The organism is Kushneria phosphatilytica (assembly GCF_008247605.1).
In the GTDB taxonomy this organism is placed as follows: Bacteria; Pseudomonadota; Gammaproteobacteria; order Pseudomonadales; family Halomonadaceae; genus Kushneria; species Kushneria phosphatilytica.
Genome location: NZ_CP043420.1, coordinates 2,148,279 through 2,164,222, shown reverse-complemented (window position 1 = coordinate 2,164,222; position 15,944 = coordinate 2,148,279). Strand labels below are relative to the sequence as shown.

The following is a 15,944-nucleotide window of genomic DNA, read 5'->3' as shown; positions in this document are numbered from 1 at the left end:
TTGCCATCAGGCTCTTTTTCAGTCACTTCAACTCGGGAAGCCAACCATGTCTGAACCTGGTGAGGGCGCATTGTACGTGGTTGCCACACCGATTGGTAACCTCGATGATCTTTCTGCGCGTGCGGTCGAGGTACTCGGACAGGTGGATCTTGTCGCTGCCGAGGATACGCGGCATAGCTCGCGGCTGCTCTCCCATCTGGGACTGCAGGTGAGTCTGATGTCGTTGCATGACCACAATGAAGCAGCGCGCGTCGAAAAGCTCAGGGAGATTGTGGCTGCTGGTCAGCAAGTGGCTCTGATCAGTGATGCCGGTACGCCCCTGATCTCCGATCCGGGATATCGGGTGGTACGTGCCCTGCGTGATGCCGGTTTGCGAGTGGTGCCAATACCCGGGCCATGTGCGTTGGTAACAGCACTATCTGCCGCGGGCCTGCCGACGGATCGCTTTCTTTTCGAGGGCTTTCTGCCGGCACGTTCCGGCACGCGGCGCAACCGCTTGAATGCGCTGTCCGGCATGACCGCCACACTGGTCTTTTATGAGGCACCCCATCGGATTGTGGCGCTGCTGGAAGATATTGCGGCAATCTTCGGCGAGCGAGAGGTGGTTGTGGCGCGTGAGCTGACCAAGACCTTTGAAACCTTTCTTGTCGGAAGCGCTTTTCAGCTCCAGCAGCATATGGCGTCCGATGACAATCAGACTCGGGGTGAGTTCGTGGTCATGGTGGCGCCGGCCCCGGAAAGGAAACATGAGGAGCACGCTTCACTGGAAGCGGAGCAACTGCTGATGACCCTGCTGGATGAAGGCGTGGGCAGCAAACAGGCGGCGGCCATCGCCTCCCGATTGATGGGAGGGCGCAAGGGGGAGTGGTATCAGCGAGTGCTGACGCTACGCGAAGGTAGTGTGTGACATTCTGTAATTATTGCAGCCCGCTTGTGAGGCGGCGTAATAAAATGGGTTATCCTCTTGGACAGGCGTGCAGGCACTGATATTCTTGCGCGCCTGGGAGTTGGCCGGACAGTCGCTGCCGAATTCTTCTGAATTCGGGGGAGGAAAGTCCGGGCTCCACAGGGCAGGATGCCAGGTAACCCCTGGGCGGCGCGAGCCGACGGAAAGTGCAGCAGAGAGTAGACCGCCCAAGCAGCGCACAGCGCTGACGGCAAGGGTGAAAGGGTGCGGTAAGAGCGCACCGCGCGCCTGGTAACAGGTCGTGGCAAGGTAAACCCCATCCGGAGCAAGACCGAATAGGAACCCCATGGTGTGGCCCGCACCGGGTTCGGGTAGGTTGCTTGAGGCATTCGGTGACGAATGTCCCAGAGGAATGACTGTTCTTGACAGAACCCGGCTTACAGGCCGACTCCCACCTATTTACAGGCATTACGTTTTTACAGCTCGCGAGTCGTTCATGTCCCGACAGCCACGCGCCGACCAGGCACGCGCGCATGCCAGTGTCCTGCTTGAAGGTGCGGTGGATGCGCTGATTCATGACCCTCGCGGCGCCTATCTTGATGGCACCTTTGGTCGTGGTGGCCACAGTCGTGCCATCCTCTCCCGCCTGGCTTCCGAAGGGCGTCTGCTGGCGCTCGATCGCGACCCCGAGGCCTGTGCAGCCGCAGCCGATATTGATGACGCCCGCTTTGTCATTGAACGTACTTCCTTTGCTCAGTTGACAGAGGCAGCTCGCCGTCATGACGTTCACGGGAAGCTGGCCGGTGTCCTGCTGGATATCGGTGTCTCGTCACCACAGCTTGATGACGGCAGTCGTGGTTTCAGCTTCATGCGCGATGGACCGCTGGATATGCGCATGGATCCGGATAGCGGCGAAAGCGCCGCGCAGTGGCTGGGGCGTGCCGGTGAGCGAGAGATTGCCGATGTTTTCAAACGCCTCGGGGAAGAGCGTTTTGCCCGGCGACTGGCAAGGGCGGTGGTTGAGCGACGTCAGCAATCTCCCATTACCCGAACCGTTGAATTGGCGGAGCTGCTCAAGGCAGCGCATCCTGCCTGGGAGAAGGGGCGTCATCCGGCTACCCGGGCCTTTCAGGCCATTCGTATTCACATCAATGATGAGTTGGGACAGCTTGAGCAAGCGCTGACAGCAGCGCTCGAAGCGCTGGCGCCTGGTGGTCATCTGGTGGTCATCAGTTTTCATTCGCTGGAAGATCGGCTGGTCAAGCGCTTCATCCGTGACCAGTCCAGGGGCGATGCCCATCTGCCACGGGGGCTGCCCTTGCGTGAGGATCAGCTTGACCGTCGTCTCGAGCCGGTTGGGCGAGCCCGTTATCCGAATGAGGAAGAAGTCGCGGAAAATCCACGCGCGCGCAGTGCTGTCATGCGAGTCGCACGCAAACTGGAGACGGAGCGATCATGACCGAACGCTCGGCTCGATCTGCTGTCTCTTCTCGTAATCGACGCTCCGGCTCTCGCTGGGGGCGCTGGCCATTCCATTTTCGGTTCAGAACCGGTCATGTCGTAATTGGCGTGTTGTTATTGGCGGTCGTGCTCAGTGCGCTGGCAGCCATCGCCAGTGCTCACCTGACCCGAGTACAGTACTCGCGGTTACAGCACATGGAGCGTCGTCACGATCAGTTGCAGGCCACCTGGAGTCGACTGTTGCTGGAAGAGAGTACCTGGTCCACGCCATCGCGTATCGAGAATCTGGCGCGTGATCGGTTGTCCATGCATGTGCCGGACGTTGATAACACTCGGGTCATGCGTCCATGAGCGAAGGCAATACACCCAGGCGTCGTGGCGTTAATGAGCGTCGTGGTCAGAGTGGTGAGCCCCGCCAGTCCCGGTCGGCTGCCAGCCATGTCAGTGCGGCACCCGTGTGGCGCTTTCGCGTCATGGTGGCTCTGGTGTTGCTGGGAATGCTGGTGCTGGCCGGGCGTATTGTCTATTTGCAGGTGCTGGACCACCAGTTCCTGCAGGGACAGGGTGATGCGCGAACACTGCGCACCGAAGAGATCGATGCTCACCGTGGGATGATCGTCGATAGCGAGGGCAGTCCTCTGGCAGTATCGACGCCGGTTATCACTCTGTGGGCCAATCCTCAGCAATTACCCAGGGATCCGGTGCAGCTCACCCGCCTGGCTCAGGCCCTGGGGGAACCTGCCTCGAAGTTCATTGATCGCGTCAATCGCTATCGCGACAAGGAGTTCATGTATCTTCGGCGCGAAGTGACGCCTCAGCCGGCCAACAAGGTGCTGGACATGGACATTCCCGGCGTTTACGGGCGCCATGAATACAAGCGCTATTACCCGGCAGGTGAGGTGGTTGCCCAACTGATCGGTATCACGAATATCGATGATCATGGCCAGGAAGGGCTGGAGCTGGCCTATGATCGCTACCTGACTGGTTCCCCAGGCCAGCGTCGGGTGCTCAAGGATCGGCGTGGCCATCTGGTGCGGGATCTGCATCTGATCAAGGAGCCACACCCCGGCGGGGAGCTCAAACTCGCGCTGAATCTGCGCATTCAGTACATGGCCTATCGTGAGCTCAAGGCCGCGGTGCAGGAGCACCATGCCGAGGCCGGTACGCTGGTCATGATGGATGCCCACACCGGTGAGGTGCTCGCCATGGCCAGTTCTCCCTCCTACAACCCCAATAATCGCGCCAACATGAATGTTGCGGGGTTGAGGGCCCGGGGTATCACCGATGCTTTTGAACCCGGCTCAGTGATGAAGCCGCTGGCTATGACGGCGATACTTCACAATGGCAAGTACACGCCCCAAAGTCTGATCGATACCAATCCCGGCTGGATGATGGTGGATGGCTATACCATCCGTGACGTCCGCAACTTCGGCATGCTGACGCTGACCGGCGTTATCACCAAGTCCTCCAATATCGGTATGACTCACCTGGCCTTGGCGCTGCCCGAGGACACCATCTGGAACATGTACAACAAAATGCATCTGGGTCAGTCACCCCAGCTTGGCTTCCCGGGTGAAGCGTCGGGCAGCCTGCCTGCGCCCTACAACTGGTCCAAGGCCAAGCGGGCGACCATGGCCTATGGCTATGGTGTTTCGGTATCGGCCCTGCAGCTGGCCAGTGCGTACACCACGATTACCAATGATGGTCGCCGCGTGCCACCCTCCCTGCTCAAGATCGACAAGTCGCCAAAGGGGCAGCAACTGGTCTCCCCGAAGACGGCCCATCAGGTATTGAAAATGATGGAAACCGTCGTGGGCCCCTATGGTGGTGGCTCGCGTGCCCGGGTCGATGGTTATCGGATTGCCGGCAAGACCGGCACGGTTCGCAAGGTGGGAGATTCCGGTTATCAGACTGAAGCCTACCGTTCCAATTTTGTCGGCATCGCTCCGGTCAGCAACCCGCGCATCATTACCGTAATCTCCATCGACGATCCCAAGGGAGAGGAGTATTACGGGGGGTTGGTGGCGGCTCCGATCTTTTCGCGGGTCGCCGGCAAGGCGCTGCGCATGCTGGATGTGCCCCCGGATGAACAGACCCGCACCGATTGGCGGTCGCCGAAGGAACGGGTCAAGGCAGCAAAGGCAGCCGGTGCAAAGGAGGTACCCTGAAATGACTGCAGTCCAAACCGGTAGCGCGCTCGAGCGAGCGCTGGTGAGCCTGTGGCCGGAGCGGACCTGGCCTTCGCTTGGCCCCACCGCCCGACTTCGGCTGGACTCGCGGCGGGTTGAGCCGGGAGATGTATTCGTGGCCATCCCCGGGACCCGGGTCGATGGGCGTGATTATATTCTTCAGGCGCTGGAGAACGGTGCTGAACTGATATTGGCCCATGCGCCCTGGCCGCTCAGTGACGAGACCATTGCAGTTATCGAAGGATTGGACGCCCAGCTTGGTCGGTTGGCGGCACTGGCCTGTGAAGTTCCCTGTGAACTCGAACAGATCGGGGTGACCGGTACCAATGGCAAGAGCTCGGTAACGCACTATATCGCCGTACTGTCGGAGCTGCTCGATCGGCCTGCTGGTGTGATCGGTACGCTGGGGGCGGGGCGCCCGGGCAAGCTGGGAGAAGCCGGTTTGACCACGCCGGATGCGATTGCATTGCAGGCAACACTGCGCCGGCTGGCCGATCAGGGCGCGACCCGGGTTGCATTGGAGGCTTCCTCGCATGCGCTTGATCAGCAACGACTTTCAGGCTGTCGGTTGCGTGCCGCGGTGTTTACCAATCTCAGCCGTGATCATCTTGATTATCACCGCAGCATGGCGGCCTATGCGGCTGCCAAGGCCCGGTTGTTTCAGCGCGAGGAGTTGGAACTGGCGGTGGTCAATGGCGATGATCCGCTATCAGGGCTGATGCTGGCTGGTGTTGGTGATGGCGTGCGTATTCTCCGGGTGGGCAGTAATGATAACGCCGATTTCCGGATTCGCAGCTGGCACCCGCACGAGACAGGACTGCATGCCGAAGTCGTGACACCAGAAGGCGAGTGGCAGCTTTCATTGCCTCTGATGGGACGCTTCAATCTGGATAATGCATTGCTTGCAGCGGCTACGCTTCATGGTCTTGGAGTGCCGCTGGCCGCGCTGGAAACGGTACTGCCTCAATTGACGCCAGTGCCTGGCCGCATGCAGCGTCTGAGTGTGCCCGATTCCCCGGTGGCAGTCGTGGATTACGCGCATACGCCGGATGCACTCGAAAAGGCGTTGATAGCACTGCGTCCTCATGCCCGTGGCCAGCTGTGGTGCCTTGTAGGGTGTGGCGGAGATCGCGATGACGGCAAGCGGGCGCTGATGGCTGCCTGTGCCGAACGGCTCGCCGATCATGTGGTTATTACTGATGACAATCCGCGTAGTGAGTCCCCGGCGGATATTCGCCGGACCATGCTGGAAGGGCTGCAGAATCCCGACAAGGCGCTTGAAATTGGTGATCGTCGACAGGCGATTCACACGGTATTGTCTCGGGCTGCCCCTGAAGACGTCGTGCTGATTGCAGGCAAGGGGCATGAAACCTGGCAGGAGATCGCAGGGGTACGACACCCTTTCAGTGATCTGGAGGTGGTCAACGAGTTCTGGCACTCGGCATCAGCCGATGAGCGAAAGCAGCATGGATAACGACACCGGTCTGAACACACTTGCTGAAGTGGCCACTGCGCTGGGTGCTGATGTGCCCGACGGGGCAGGTGAGCAAGTGATCGAGCGCATCATTACCGATACCCGTCAACTCGATCGGGGGGATCTGTTCCTCGCTCTTCGCGGTGAACGGTTCGATGGTCACGCGTTTTTACAGACCGCTTTCGAGCGAGGGGCTTCGGCAGCGATCGTGGATAGGCGCGATGACCATATCAGCGATCTGCCACAGCTGGTCGTACCCGATACCCGGCTCGCTTTGGGGATGCTGGGCGCTGCCCGGCGACGCCACTGGGGGAGGGAACTGGTCGCCATTACCGGTAACAGTGGCAAAACCACGGTACGTGCTCTCACCGGCGCCATTTTACAGCTGGCCGGTGCGACTCACATGACTCGCGCCAACCTCAACAACGATATTGGTGTACCGCTGACCCTGCTGGAACTGAAATCCTGCCATCAGCGGGCGGTGCTGGAACTGGGCGCCAATCATTCGGGTGAAATCGCCTGGACCACCGCTCTGACGCGGCCTGATGTGGCGGTCATTACCAATGTGACCGGCGCCCATGTCGGTGAGTTCGGAGGGTTGGGGTATATTGCCCAGGCCAAGGGCGAGATTCTTGCCGGACTGGGAACTCGAGGTGTGGCGGTATTGAATCGTGATGATCGATTTTTCCCGATCTGGCAGCAGTTGGCAGGTGAAGCAACGATCATCGATTTCGGCTTCGATGATCGCGCTCGGGTATATGCCAGCGATATGGCCTGTGATGCGCTGGGGCGATATGCTTTTACGCTCTTTATCGATGGGCAGGATTGCGGTCGCATACAGTTGACGCTCATGGGGCGGCATAACGTGCTCAATGCGCTGGCCGCGGCTGCGGTCGCTCATGCGCTGGGCATTGACCCCATACTCATGCAACAGGGATTGGAAAGTGCCGAGGCCGTCAATAGACGTATGGTCGTGGTGCCAGGTCCACACAACAGTCGCCTGGTGGATGACAGCTATAACGCCAATCCTGGCGCCGTCAGGGCCGCCCTGGAGGCTCTGACCGATCTCCCTGGCCCTCGCTGGTGCCTGTTGGGGGCGATGGGTGAGCTGGGCGATTACAGTGAAAGTGCGCATCGCGAGATCGGTGAACATGCCAGGGCGCTGGGTATCGATGTAATGGGGACCGTAGGTGAGCCGGCACGTGCTGCCTGCGAGGCCTTTGGTGAGGGGGGGCACCACTTTGAACAGTGGTCGACGCTGGCGGAGTTCGTTCGGGAAAGGCTACCCGAAGGCGCCAGTGTCCTGATCAAGGGATCGCTCAGTGCCGGCATGGATCGTCTGGTGAGCGCGCTTCGAACCGACATAATCAGGTGAACGCTTTAGATGCTGCTATTCATTGCCGAGTTACTGGCAAATTTCCAGGATGCCTTCAACGTTTTCGGTTATCTGACGCTGCGCATGGTGCTGGCGACGCTGACAGCCCTGTTGCTGTGTCTGATCATCGGCCCCTGGATGATCAGGCGATTGGTCGAGCGTCAGATTGGTCAGGCTATCCGCGATAACGGTCCGCAATCACATCTTTCCAAGGCAGGCACGCCCACCATGGGCGGCGCCATGATCCTGATTTCGATCGCTATCTCGACACTGCTCTGGGGTGATCTGGCCAGCCACTATATCTGGCTGGTGCTGTTGGTGACGCTGGGCTTCGGGGCCATTGGCTGGGTTGATGATTATCGCAAGGTTGTCGAGAAGAACCCTCGAGGTCTGCCGGCAAAATGGAAATATTTCTGGCAATCCGCCATTGGCTTTGTGGCTGCCGTTATTCTCTATTTCACTGCGGCAGCACCAGTGGAAACGAGTCTGATTGCGCCGTTTTTCAAGGGGATCGTGATCCAGCTGGGTCTGGGTTATATCCTGCTGACCTATCTGGTCATTGTCGGGAGCTCCAATGCAGTCAATCTGACCGACGGGCTTGATGGTCTGGCGATCATGCCGACCGTGCTGGTTGCCATGGGACTGGCAGTATTCGCCTATGCCAGCGGTAATGCCCGATTCGCTGAATATCTGCATATTCCTTTCGTGATGGGCGCAGGAGAAATGGCCGTTTTCTGTGGTGCCATCATGGGGGCCGGACTGGGTTTTCTCTGGTTCAATACCTATCCGGCGCAGGTCTTCATGGGAGATGTCGGGGCGCTGGCTCTGGGGGCTGCGTTGGGCGTTGTGGCCGTGGTCGTTCGTCAGGAGATCGTGCTATTCATCATGGGTGGAGTCTTTGTCATGGAAACCCTTTCCGTGATGATTCAGGTCGGTTTCTACAAGATGACCGGTCGGCGTGTCTTTCGCATGGCCCCGTTGCATCATCACTTCGAGCTCAAGGGCTGGCCGGAACCGCGCGTAATCGTGCGCTTCTGGATCGTAACAGTAGTCCTGGTGCTGCTTGGTCTGTCGACACTGAAGATTCGCTGACATGAATGATGAGGTCATGACAGGCACCGCTGACGCGCCGGTACTGGTCATCGGGACAGGCCTCTCCGGACGTGCCATTGCCCGTCACCTGCACCATCTGCGACAACCGTTCGAGATTGCCGATACGCGTGATGTGCCACCCGCGCTGGGTGAGCTGAAAGCAGCGCTTCCCGGGGTTGCCGTTCACTGCGGTCCGCTGGAGCGGCTCGATATGGCACGATTTCGTGAGGTTGTGCTGAGTCCCGGCGTTGATCCTCGTATGCCGGCCCTGTCGTGCATTCGCGATCGACTCATCGGTGAAATGACGCTGTTACGGCGGGCGCTGGATAACATGACCGCGCCGCCGCTGCTGATTGCCATTACCGGCTCCAATGCGAAGTCCACGGTTACCACTCTGGTTGGGGAGATGGCTCGCGAGGCAGGGTGCAGGACTGCGGTCGGTGGCAACCTCGGCACACCGGCACTCGATCTGCTGCGAGAGGCGCCCGACGCCGAAGTCATGGTGCTGGAGCTCTCCTCCTTTCAGCTTGAAACTACCGCGCAATTGAGAGCGGACATCGCCTGTCATCTCAACCTCAGCGAGGACCATCTCGATCGTCATGACGGGTTGTCAGGCTACGCCCATGCGAAGCAGCGTATCTTCGAAGGGGCAGGTCATGCCGTTTATAACGCGGATGATACGGCGACCACTCCAGGCGTGTTGGTACCTGACCATACAAGCTTTACTCTGGCTGCCCCGGCGTCCGAACAATGGGGCCTGCGCTGTTTTGATGCGTTGATGATCTGTCATGGCGATGAGCCGATCATGCCCGTTGCTGAAGTCGGCATGCCGGGTCGTCATAATCTGGCCAACGCGCTGGCGGCGCTGGCCATTGGCGCGCGTGCCGGATGGGCCATTGAAGCAATGCGACATGTCCTGCATCGCTTTACCGGTTTGCCTCATCGCGCTGAACGGGTCGTCGAGCATGAGGGCATCCAGTGGATCAATGATTCCAAGGGCACCAATGTTGGTGCGACTCTGGCGGCCATTGAAGGGATCGGTTCGTCGCTGTCAGGGCGCCTGATCCTGTTGGCTGGCGGCGTGGGAAAGGGGGCCGATTTCACACCTCTGGGACCGGTGATGGCGCAATATGGTCGACTCGCCATCCTGTTCGGTCGGGATGCCGCATTAATGGCCGATACCCTTGCAGATCAGGTGACAGTGCTTGAAGTGGCGACTCTGGACGAAGCCATGGAGCAGGCCTGGCAACAGGCAAAAGCGGGCGATGCGGTGCTGCTGTCGCCGGCCTGCGCCAGTCTTGATCAGTTCACCAGCTACATCGCTCGTGGCGAGGCTTTCAGAGCCTGGCTGTCTTCCCGTCCCGAACTGTCCGCTGGAGACGTCCGATGAAGTCGATTCTGCGGCCCGGTGATCGCGCCTGGTCGGAGCGTTTATCTACCGATCACCATATGCTGGACAGTTGGCTGTTACTGCCACTGATTGCCCTGCCTATCATAGGCTGGATCATGGTGACCTCTGCCTCGACCGAGATCGCCAGCAGCCAGACCGGCAATCCATGGTACTTCAGTATCCGACACGGTATTTTCGTGTTGGCGAGTGTACTGGTAGCGCTTACCGTCATGCGTTTCCCTGTCACCCTCTGGCGCAGCAATGGGCCGGCGCTGCTGATGCTGGCCATGATTCTGCTGGCTGTGGTGCTGGTGATCGGGCATGAGGTCAATGGCAGTCGCCGCTGGATACCACTTGGACCGGTCAATATACAGCCTTCCGAAGTGGCCAAGTTCTGCATGGTGATCTATGTCGCCGGCTACATGGAGCGTCACCTGACCCGGTTGCGACGAAGCTGGTGGGGGTTTCTGGCACCACTGTCGATCACCCTTGCGCTGGGGGCGCTGCTGATCCTCGAGCCTGATTACGGCACTACAGTAGTGCTGCTGGCCACTGCCATGGGCATGTTGCTGTTGGCGGGTGCGTCACTATGGCGTTTTCTGCTGCTCTCGGTAGTGGTGATTGCACTGGGGGCCTTCATGGCCATTTCCGAACCCTATCGCATGCAGCGTATTACCAGCTTTCTGGATCCCTGGGCGAATCAGTACAGCTCGGGCTATCAGCTCACCCAGGCACTGATTGCCTTTGGTCGAGGTGGCTGGACCGGTCTGGGGTTGGGTAATAGCGTACAGAAACTGTTCTTTCTGCCCGAGGCTCATACCGACTTCGTATTCTCTGTGCTGGCCGAAGAGCTGGGAATGCTGGGGTCGCTGACCGTGGTTGCACTGTTCGCACTACTGGTTTATCGCGGTTTCAGGGTCGGTCGGGTCGCCGAGGAAAATGGTCAGCTTTTTGCCGCTTATGTCTGTTACGGCTTTTCATTGATCATCGGGGGGCAGGCCTTTATCAATATTGCAGTCAACGCCGGCATCCTGCCTACCAAGGGATTGACCCTGCCGCTATTGAGCTATGGCGGGTCGAGCCTGATGATCAGTGGTGCAATGGCAGGGCTGTTATTGCGTGTGGATGGTGAAAACCGTGGCCGTCGACGTGCTTCACGGAAACGTCAGCAGCGTAGCGTTTCCGAGGGGGCATCATGACCACGGCAGCAGAACCGCAGCGCGTGCTGATCATGGCCGGGGGGACGGGAGGCCATGTCGTACCGGCACTGAGTCTTGCAAGGGCGTTGCAGGCTGAAGGCGTTGAGGTGCACTGGCTGGGTACGCCTCGTGGAATTGAAAATACCCTGGTACCGAAAGCGGAAATACCGCTGCATCATGTCAGCGTGTCGGGGCTGCGTGGCAATGGTGTGGCCGGCTGGCTCAAGGCCCCATTACGGCTGGGCAGGGCGGTGCTGGAAGCGAGACGACTGATCCGGAAACTGGATGTTCGATTGGTAGTCGGATTGGGCGGATTTGCCAGTGGGCCGGGTGGGCTGGCTGCTCGATTGGTCGGGGTTCCGTTGATCATTCATGAACAGAATGCTGTAGCAGGCATGACCAACCGTTGCCTGGCACGTCTGGCACAGCGGGTTTATGCCGCCTTCCCGGGTGCCTTTCCATCGGCAGTGACGCCCGAGGTGATCGGTAATCCGGTACGTCCCGAGATTGCTGCTGTAGGTGAGCATCCGCGCGAACGCCACGACCTGGACAACCGGCCGTTGCATGTTCTGGTCATGGGGGGCTCGCTTGGAGCGGTGGCGTTGAATGAACGCCTGCCCGAAGCAATAGCACGGTTTGCGCCTGAAATACGCCCGGTGATCCGTCATCAGGCGGGTCGCAACAAGGAGGAAGCCACCCGCGAACGCTATGACGCATTCGGGGTTGAGGCAGAGGTCAGTGCCTTCATCGAGGATATGGCGGCGTGTTATGACTGGGCCGATCTGGTGATTTGCCGCAGCGGGGCGCTTACGGTGACGGAGCTGGCAGCGGCCGGTAAGCCTGCATTGCTGGTGCCCTTTCCTCATGCGGTGGATGATCATCAGACCACCAATGCAAGGTATCTGGTTGACGGTGGTGGTGCACGACTCATCCAGCAGCGGGATATGAGTGTAGAAGCATTGTATGCCCTGCTGGTGGAGCTGTTGTGTCCATCGGTTCTGGCCAGTATGGCTCATCGGGCGCGCGACAAAGCCCAATTGGAGGCGGTAACGATCATGACCCGCGGCTGTATGGAGATAGGCTTTGAGCATTGAGACCCATGCCCGCAGCGGTATGCGCCGCATCAGAGGCATTCATTTCGTCGGCATCGGTGGCGCGGGAATGTGCGGCATCGCAGAAGTATTGTGCAATCAGGGTTTTCGGGTCAGTGGCAGTGATCTGAAGGAGTCGCCGGTAACAGCTCATCTACGTCAATGTGGTGTTCGGGTCACCATCGGTCATCGTGCCGAAAATGTCGTCGATGCCGATGTGGTTGTGGTGTCCAGTGCCATTGATACTTCCAATCCCGAAGTGAACTGGGCGCGTGAACATCGTGTGCCGTTGGTTCGGCGCGCTGAAATGCTGGCGGAACTGATGCGCTTTCGTAACGGGATTGCCGTGGCCGGCACGCATGGCAAGACCACAACAACCAGTCTGACCGCGACTCTGCTCGCTGAGGGTGGACTGGATCCGACCTTCGTTATCGGTGGGCGCCTGACCAGTGCCGGGACCAACGCCCGTCTGGGGGAGGGTGAATATCTGGTAGCCGAGGCCGATGAATCGGATGCCTCATTTCTTCATCTTCAGCCCATGATGGCCGTTGTGACCAATATCGATGCCGATCACATGGGCACCTATGAAGGTGATTTTGTTCGGCTGCAGGATACCTTCCTGGAATTCCTTCATAACCTGCCGTTCTATGGTTTGGCGATTCTCTGTCTCGATGACCCTATAGTGCGTGCGTTGCTGCCCAGGGTGCAGCGTCAGTTCGTGACCTATGGTTTCGATGACCAGGCGGACTATCGTCTTGAGAATTTCCGTCAGCAGGGGGGTGAAGTCAGCTTTACGGCTCGCCGCCCCCCTGGGCACGCACCATTGGAAATTCGTTTGAACATGCCGGGTGAGCATAATGCGCTCAATGCGTTGGCTGCAGTAGCGGTCGCCACCGATGCCGGCGTGGCTGATGCCGCCATTATCAGAGCACTGGCGAGCTTTGCCGGTGTAGGCCGCCGCTTTCAGGTGCAGGGACATTTCTCACTTTCCGGCAGCCATGCTACTTCTCGCGGGGAGCATGCTGTCAGTGAGCCGGTCATGCTGGTGGATGATTATGGTCACCATCCGCGAGAAGTGGATATGGTGATTCGAGCCATTCGTGCCGGTTGGCCGCAGCGCCGACTGGTAATGCTTTATCAACCGCACCGCTATTCCCGCACCCATGATCTGTTCGAAGATTTCGTGCGTGTACTCTCCGGCGTGGATACTCTGCTGTTGCTGGATGTCTACAGTGCCGGAGAAACGCCGCTGAAAGGAGCTGATAGCCGTACCCTGGCCGGTTCGATTCGACAGCGTGGTCAGGTCGATCCACTGTTTGTTGAGAGTCGCCAGGCGTTGGCTACCCTACTGGGTAATGTGCTGCTGCCGGGCGATATTCTGGTCACCCAGGGAGCTGGAGACATCAGCGGGATCAGCGCTGCGCTGGCCGGTTGCGAACTCGATCTCGAGCGTCTGGAGCTGGCATGACAGCAGCGATGTTGCGATGTCACTCCAGGCAGGGGAGGGCGATCCTGATCGCGTATCATGCCGGTGGACTGCCCAATGGCGAGTAGTACATCCAATCGCCTGCTGGGGCTGATTCTCATTATTGCGCTGCTTGGCGCAGGCGGGCGTACGCTCTGGTTGTGGCTGGATACGCCGATCGAGCGGGTGTCGATCCGTGGCGATTTGCATCACGTTTCAGCGCGCTATCTGCAACAGCGTCTTACTCCTCTGATCCAGGGGCAGACCTGGTTGTCAGTGGATCTTGATCAAATGCGTCGAGGTGCCAGGGCGATTCCCTGGATTCGGGATGCCCGGGTCACCCGGCGCTGGCCGAATGCACTGACTTTCGAGCTTTATGAACAGCGCCCCGTGGCCTGGTGGAATGACGATTCGCTGCTCAATACAGAAGGTAATCCCTTCAGGGCTGGACCGATACGGCAGGTAGGAGACCTTCCCAATCTTGCCGGCCCCAGGGGAAGTGGCCCCGAGGTTCTGGCGTGGTTTGATCAGTTGAAAAAGACCCTCTCACCTCTGGATGTGCAGATTACCCAGCTGCGTCTCGAGGCGCGTGGGGCATGGCGTTTTCAGATTAATGACAGCTTTTGGGTCATGGTAGGCCGCACTGACAGTGATGAGCGCATTCTGCGTTTCATGACAGCATGGCAACGAGGGTTGAAGAAGCGAGCCGACGATATTCGTTACCTTGATTTGCGCTATCCCAATGGCCTGGCCGTTGCCTGGCATGGTCAGAGTGCCCCTGTTGACGATGCTGATAACAATGCTCAATGACACTCATGGCAATTAACGGTTGGCAACAGCTGTAACTTTATGTGTTGGGAGCCATACAGGTATTTCTTTCGAGGGCAAATGGCCGTATTCTCGGAAAATCTTTTTACGTCCCTGCGTCAATGTCATTGCGGTAATTCGTGGACGACAATGGGAAGTCTGATGCACGTTTTCGAAATGATTGATCAATAGGAGTAGGCCCGACCTATGGCAGGACAATCCAACGCTTCCAATATGGTCGTCGGGCTGGATATCGGAACGTCCAAGGTCGTGGCGATTGTCGGTCAACCGACCGATGATGGCGGTATAGAGATCGCCGGTATTGGCTCACATCCCTCACGTGGAATGAAAAAGGGTGTGGTGATCAATATTGAATCTACCGTGCAATCCATTCAGCGTGCGGTCGAAGAAGCCGAGCTGATGGCAGGCTGCGATATTCATTCCGTTTTTGTCGGCATTGCCGGTAGTCACATCAGCTCCATGAACTCCGATGGCGTCGTGGCGATCAAGGAACGTGAGGTGACGCCTTCGGATATTGACAGGGTCATCGATTCCGCCCGTGCCCGGGCCATCATGGAAGGGCAGCGTATTCTTCATGTGCTGCCGCAGGAGTATGCCATTGATGCCCAGGAGGGTATTCGTGAGCCACTGGGCATGTCCGGTGTGCGCCTCGAGGCTCGGGTGCATCTGGTTACTGCTGCTCTCAACGCAGTTCAGAACATAGAAAAATGTGTTCGTCGTTGCGGTCTTGAAGTGGATGACATCATCCTCGAACAACTGGCTTCGAGCCACGCCGTGCTGACCGAAGACGAACGGGAACTGGGTGTGTGCATGGTTGATATCGGGGGAGGTACTACCGATATCGCGGTCTTTACCGAGGGGGCCATTCGTCATACGGCTGTTATCCCCATTGCAGGGGATCAGGTGACCAATGACATTGCCATGGCCTTGCGCACCCCTACCCAGTATGCAGAGGACATCAAGGTCAAATACGCCTGTGCACTGACACAGATGGCCAGCAGTGATGAACTGATCAAGGTGCCCAGTGTTGGAGATCGCCCGGCTCGGGATCTTTCCCGGCAGGCGCTTGCTCAGGTGGTTGAACCGCGTTACGAAGAACTGTTTACCCTGGTGCGCGAAGAGCTGCGTCGAAGCGGCTATGAGGATCTGGTGGCAGCCGGTATCGTGCTGACTGGAGGGACCTCGCGAATGGAAGGGGTCGGAGAACTGGCAGAGGAAATATTCCATATGCCGGTCCGCATCGCCTGCCCGCAGAATGTGCGCGGTCTGGCGGATGTGGTTCGCAATCCGATTTATTCCACGGGGGTGGGTTTGTTACTCTACGGCATGAACAACGCATCACACTCGCGTGGAATTACCCAGTCGCGCGGGGATGAGCATTCTCGACGCGGTCACTCCGAGCGCCACATGACGGATTCCCTGCCTTCGGCACTGTCGCGAATCCGGGGCTGGTTCAGGGGAAATTTCTGATGA

13 protein-coding genes and 1 other RNA gene are annotated in these 15,944 nt (G+C 58.7%); all 14 read left to right on the top strand.

Annotated features, from left to right (window positions below; all coding sequences use genetic code 11):
- The first annotated feature begins 46 nt into the window (after window positions 1–46).
- The 14 genes from rsmI to ftsA all read left to right on the top strand — a co-directional run bounded on the left by rsmI (window position 47) and on the right by ftsA (window position 15,941).
- Complete coding sequence (rsmI, locus tag FY550_RS09965; protein ID WP_070977767.1) at window positions 47–907, top strand: 16S rRNA (cytidine(1402)-2'-O)-methyltransferase; 861 nt, start codon at window positions 47–49, stop codon at window positions 905–907.
- 96 nt (window positions 908–1,003) lie between these two features.
- Window positions 1,004–1,363: RNase P RNA component class A (gene rnpB, locus FY550_RS09960), an RNA gene on the top strand.
- A 40-nt stretch (window positions 1,364–1,403) separates the two neighbouring features.
- Window positions 1,404–2,366, top strand: coding sequence for a 16S rRNA (cytosine(1402)-N(4))-methyltransferase RsmH (gene rsmH, locus FY550_RS09955; protein WP_070977766.1), 963 nt, complete (start codon window positions 1,404–1,406; stop codon window positions 2,364–2,366).
- Entirely contained in the window at window positions 2,363–2,719 is a 357-nt protein-coding gene (gene ftsL, locus FY550_RS09950; protein ID WP_070977765.1) for a cell division protein FtsL, read from the top strand. Before rsmH ends, ftsL begins: the two co-directional genes overlap by 4 nt.
- Window positions 2,716–4,536: a peptidoglycan D,D-transpeptidase FtsI family protein gene (locus FY550_RS09945; RefSeq protein ID WP_070977764.1), complete on the top strand. Its 1,821-nt coding sequence runs from the start codon at window positions 2,716–2,718 to the stop codon at window positions 4,534–4,536. Before ftsL ends, FY550_RS09945 begins: the two co-directional genes overlap by 4 nt.
- A 1-nt stretch (window position 4,537) precedes the next feature.
- Window positions 4,538–6,031, top strand: a complete 1,494-nt coding sequence (locus FY550_RS09940; protein ID WP_070977763.1) for a UDP-N-acetylmuramoyl-L-alanyl-D-glutamate--2,6-diaminopimelate ligase — start codon at window positions 4,538–4,540, stop codon at window positions 6,029–6,031.
- Window positions 6,009–7,406 (top strand): UDP-N-acetylmuramoyl-tripeptide--D-alanyl-D-alanine ligase, encoded by a 1,398-nt coding sequence (locus FY550_RS09935; RefSeq protein ID WP_233350194.1) that lies wholly within the window; start codon window positions 6,009–6,011, stop codon window positions 7,404–7,406. The genes FY550_RS09940 and FY550_RS09935 overlap by 23 nt, the downstream gene beginning before the upstream one ends.
- A 9-nt stretch (window positions 7,407–7,415) precedes the next feature.
- On the top strand, window positions 7,416–8,498 hold the full coding sequence (mraY, locus tag FY550_RS09930) for a phospho-N-acetylmuramoyl-pentapeptide-transferase (protein WP_070977762.1): 1,083 nt from the start codon (window positions 7,416–7,418) through the stop codon (window positions 8,496–8,498).
- A 1-nt stretch (window position 8,499) separates the two neighbouring features.
- Window positions 8,500–9,888 (top strand): UDP-N-acetylmuramoyl-L-alanine--D-glutamate ligase, encoded by a 1,389-nt coding sequence (murD, locus tag FY550_RS09925; RefSeq protein ID WP_233350193.1) that lies wholly within the window; start codon window positions 8,500–8,502, stop codon window positions 9,886–9,888.
- The gene (ftsW, locus tag FY550_RS09920) at window positions 9,885–11,087 is read left to right on the top strand and encodes a putative lipid II flippase FtsW (protein ID WP_084388035.1); all 1,203 of its coding nucleotides are present in this window, start codon (window positions 9,885–9,887) and stop codon (window positions 11,085–11,087) included. Before murD ends, ftsW begins: the two co-directional genes overlap by 4 nt.
- The gene (gene murG / locus FY550_RS09915; protein WP_070977761.1) at window positions 11,084–12,181 is read left to right on the top strand and encodes an undecaprenyldiphospho-muramoylpentapeptide beta-N-acetylglucosaminyltransferase; all 1,098 of its coding nucleotides are present in this window, start codon (window positions 11,084–11,086) and stop codon (window positions 12,179–12,181) included. The genes ftsW and murG overlap by 4 nt, the downstream gene beginning before the upstream one ends.
- 19 nt (window positions 12,182–12,200) lie before the next feature.
- Entirely contained in the window at window positions 12,201–13,646 is a 1,446-nt protein-coding gene (murC, locus tag FY550_RS09910) for a UDP-N-acetylmuramate--L-alanine ligase (protein WP_070977916.1), read from the top strand.
- 75 nt (window positions 13,647–13,721) lie between these two features.
- Entirely contained in the window at window positions 13,722–14,453 is a 732-nt protein-coding gene (locus FY550_RS09905; RefSeq protein WP_149054504.1) for a cell division protein FtsQ/DivIB, read from the top strand.
- 204 nt (window positions 14,454–14,657) lie between these two features.
- Window positions 14,658–15,941: a cell division protein FtsA gene (gene ftsA / locus FY550_RS09900; RefSeq protein ID WP_070977760.1), complete on the top strand. Its 1,284-nt coding sequence runs from the start codon at window positions 14,658–14,660 to the stop codon at window positions 15,939–15,941.
- Window positions 15,942–15,944: the final 3 nt, after the last annotated feature.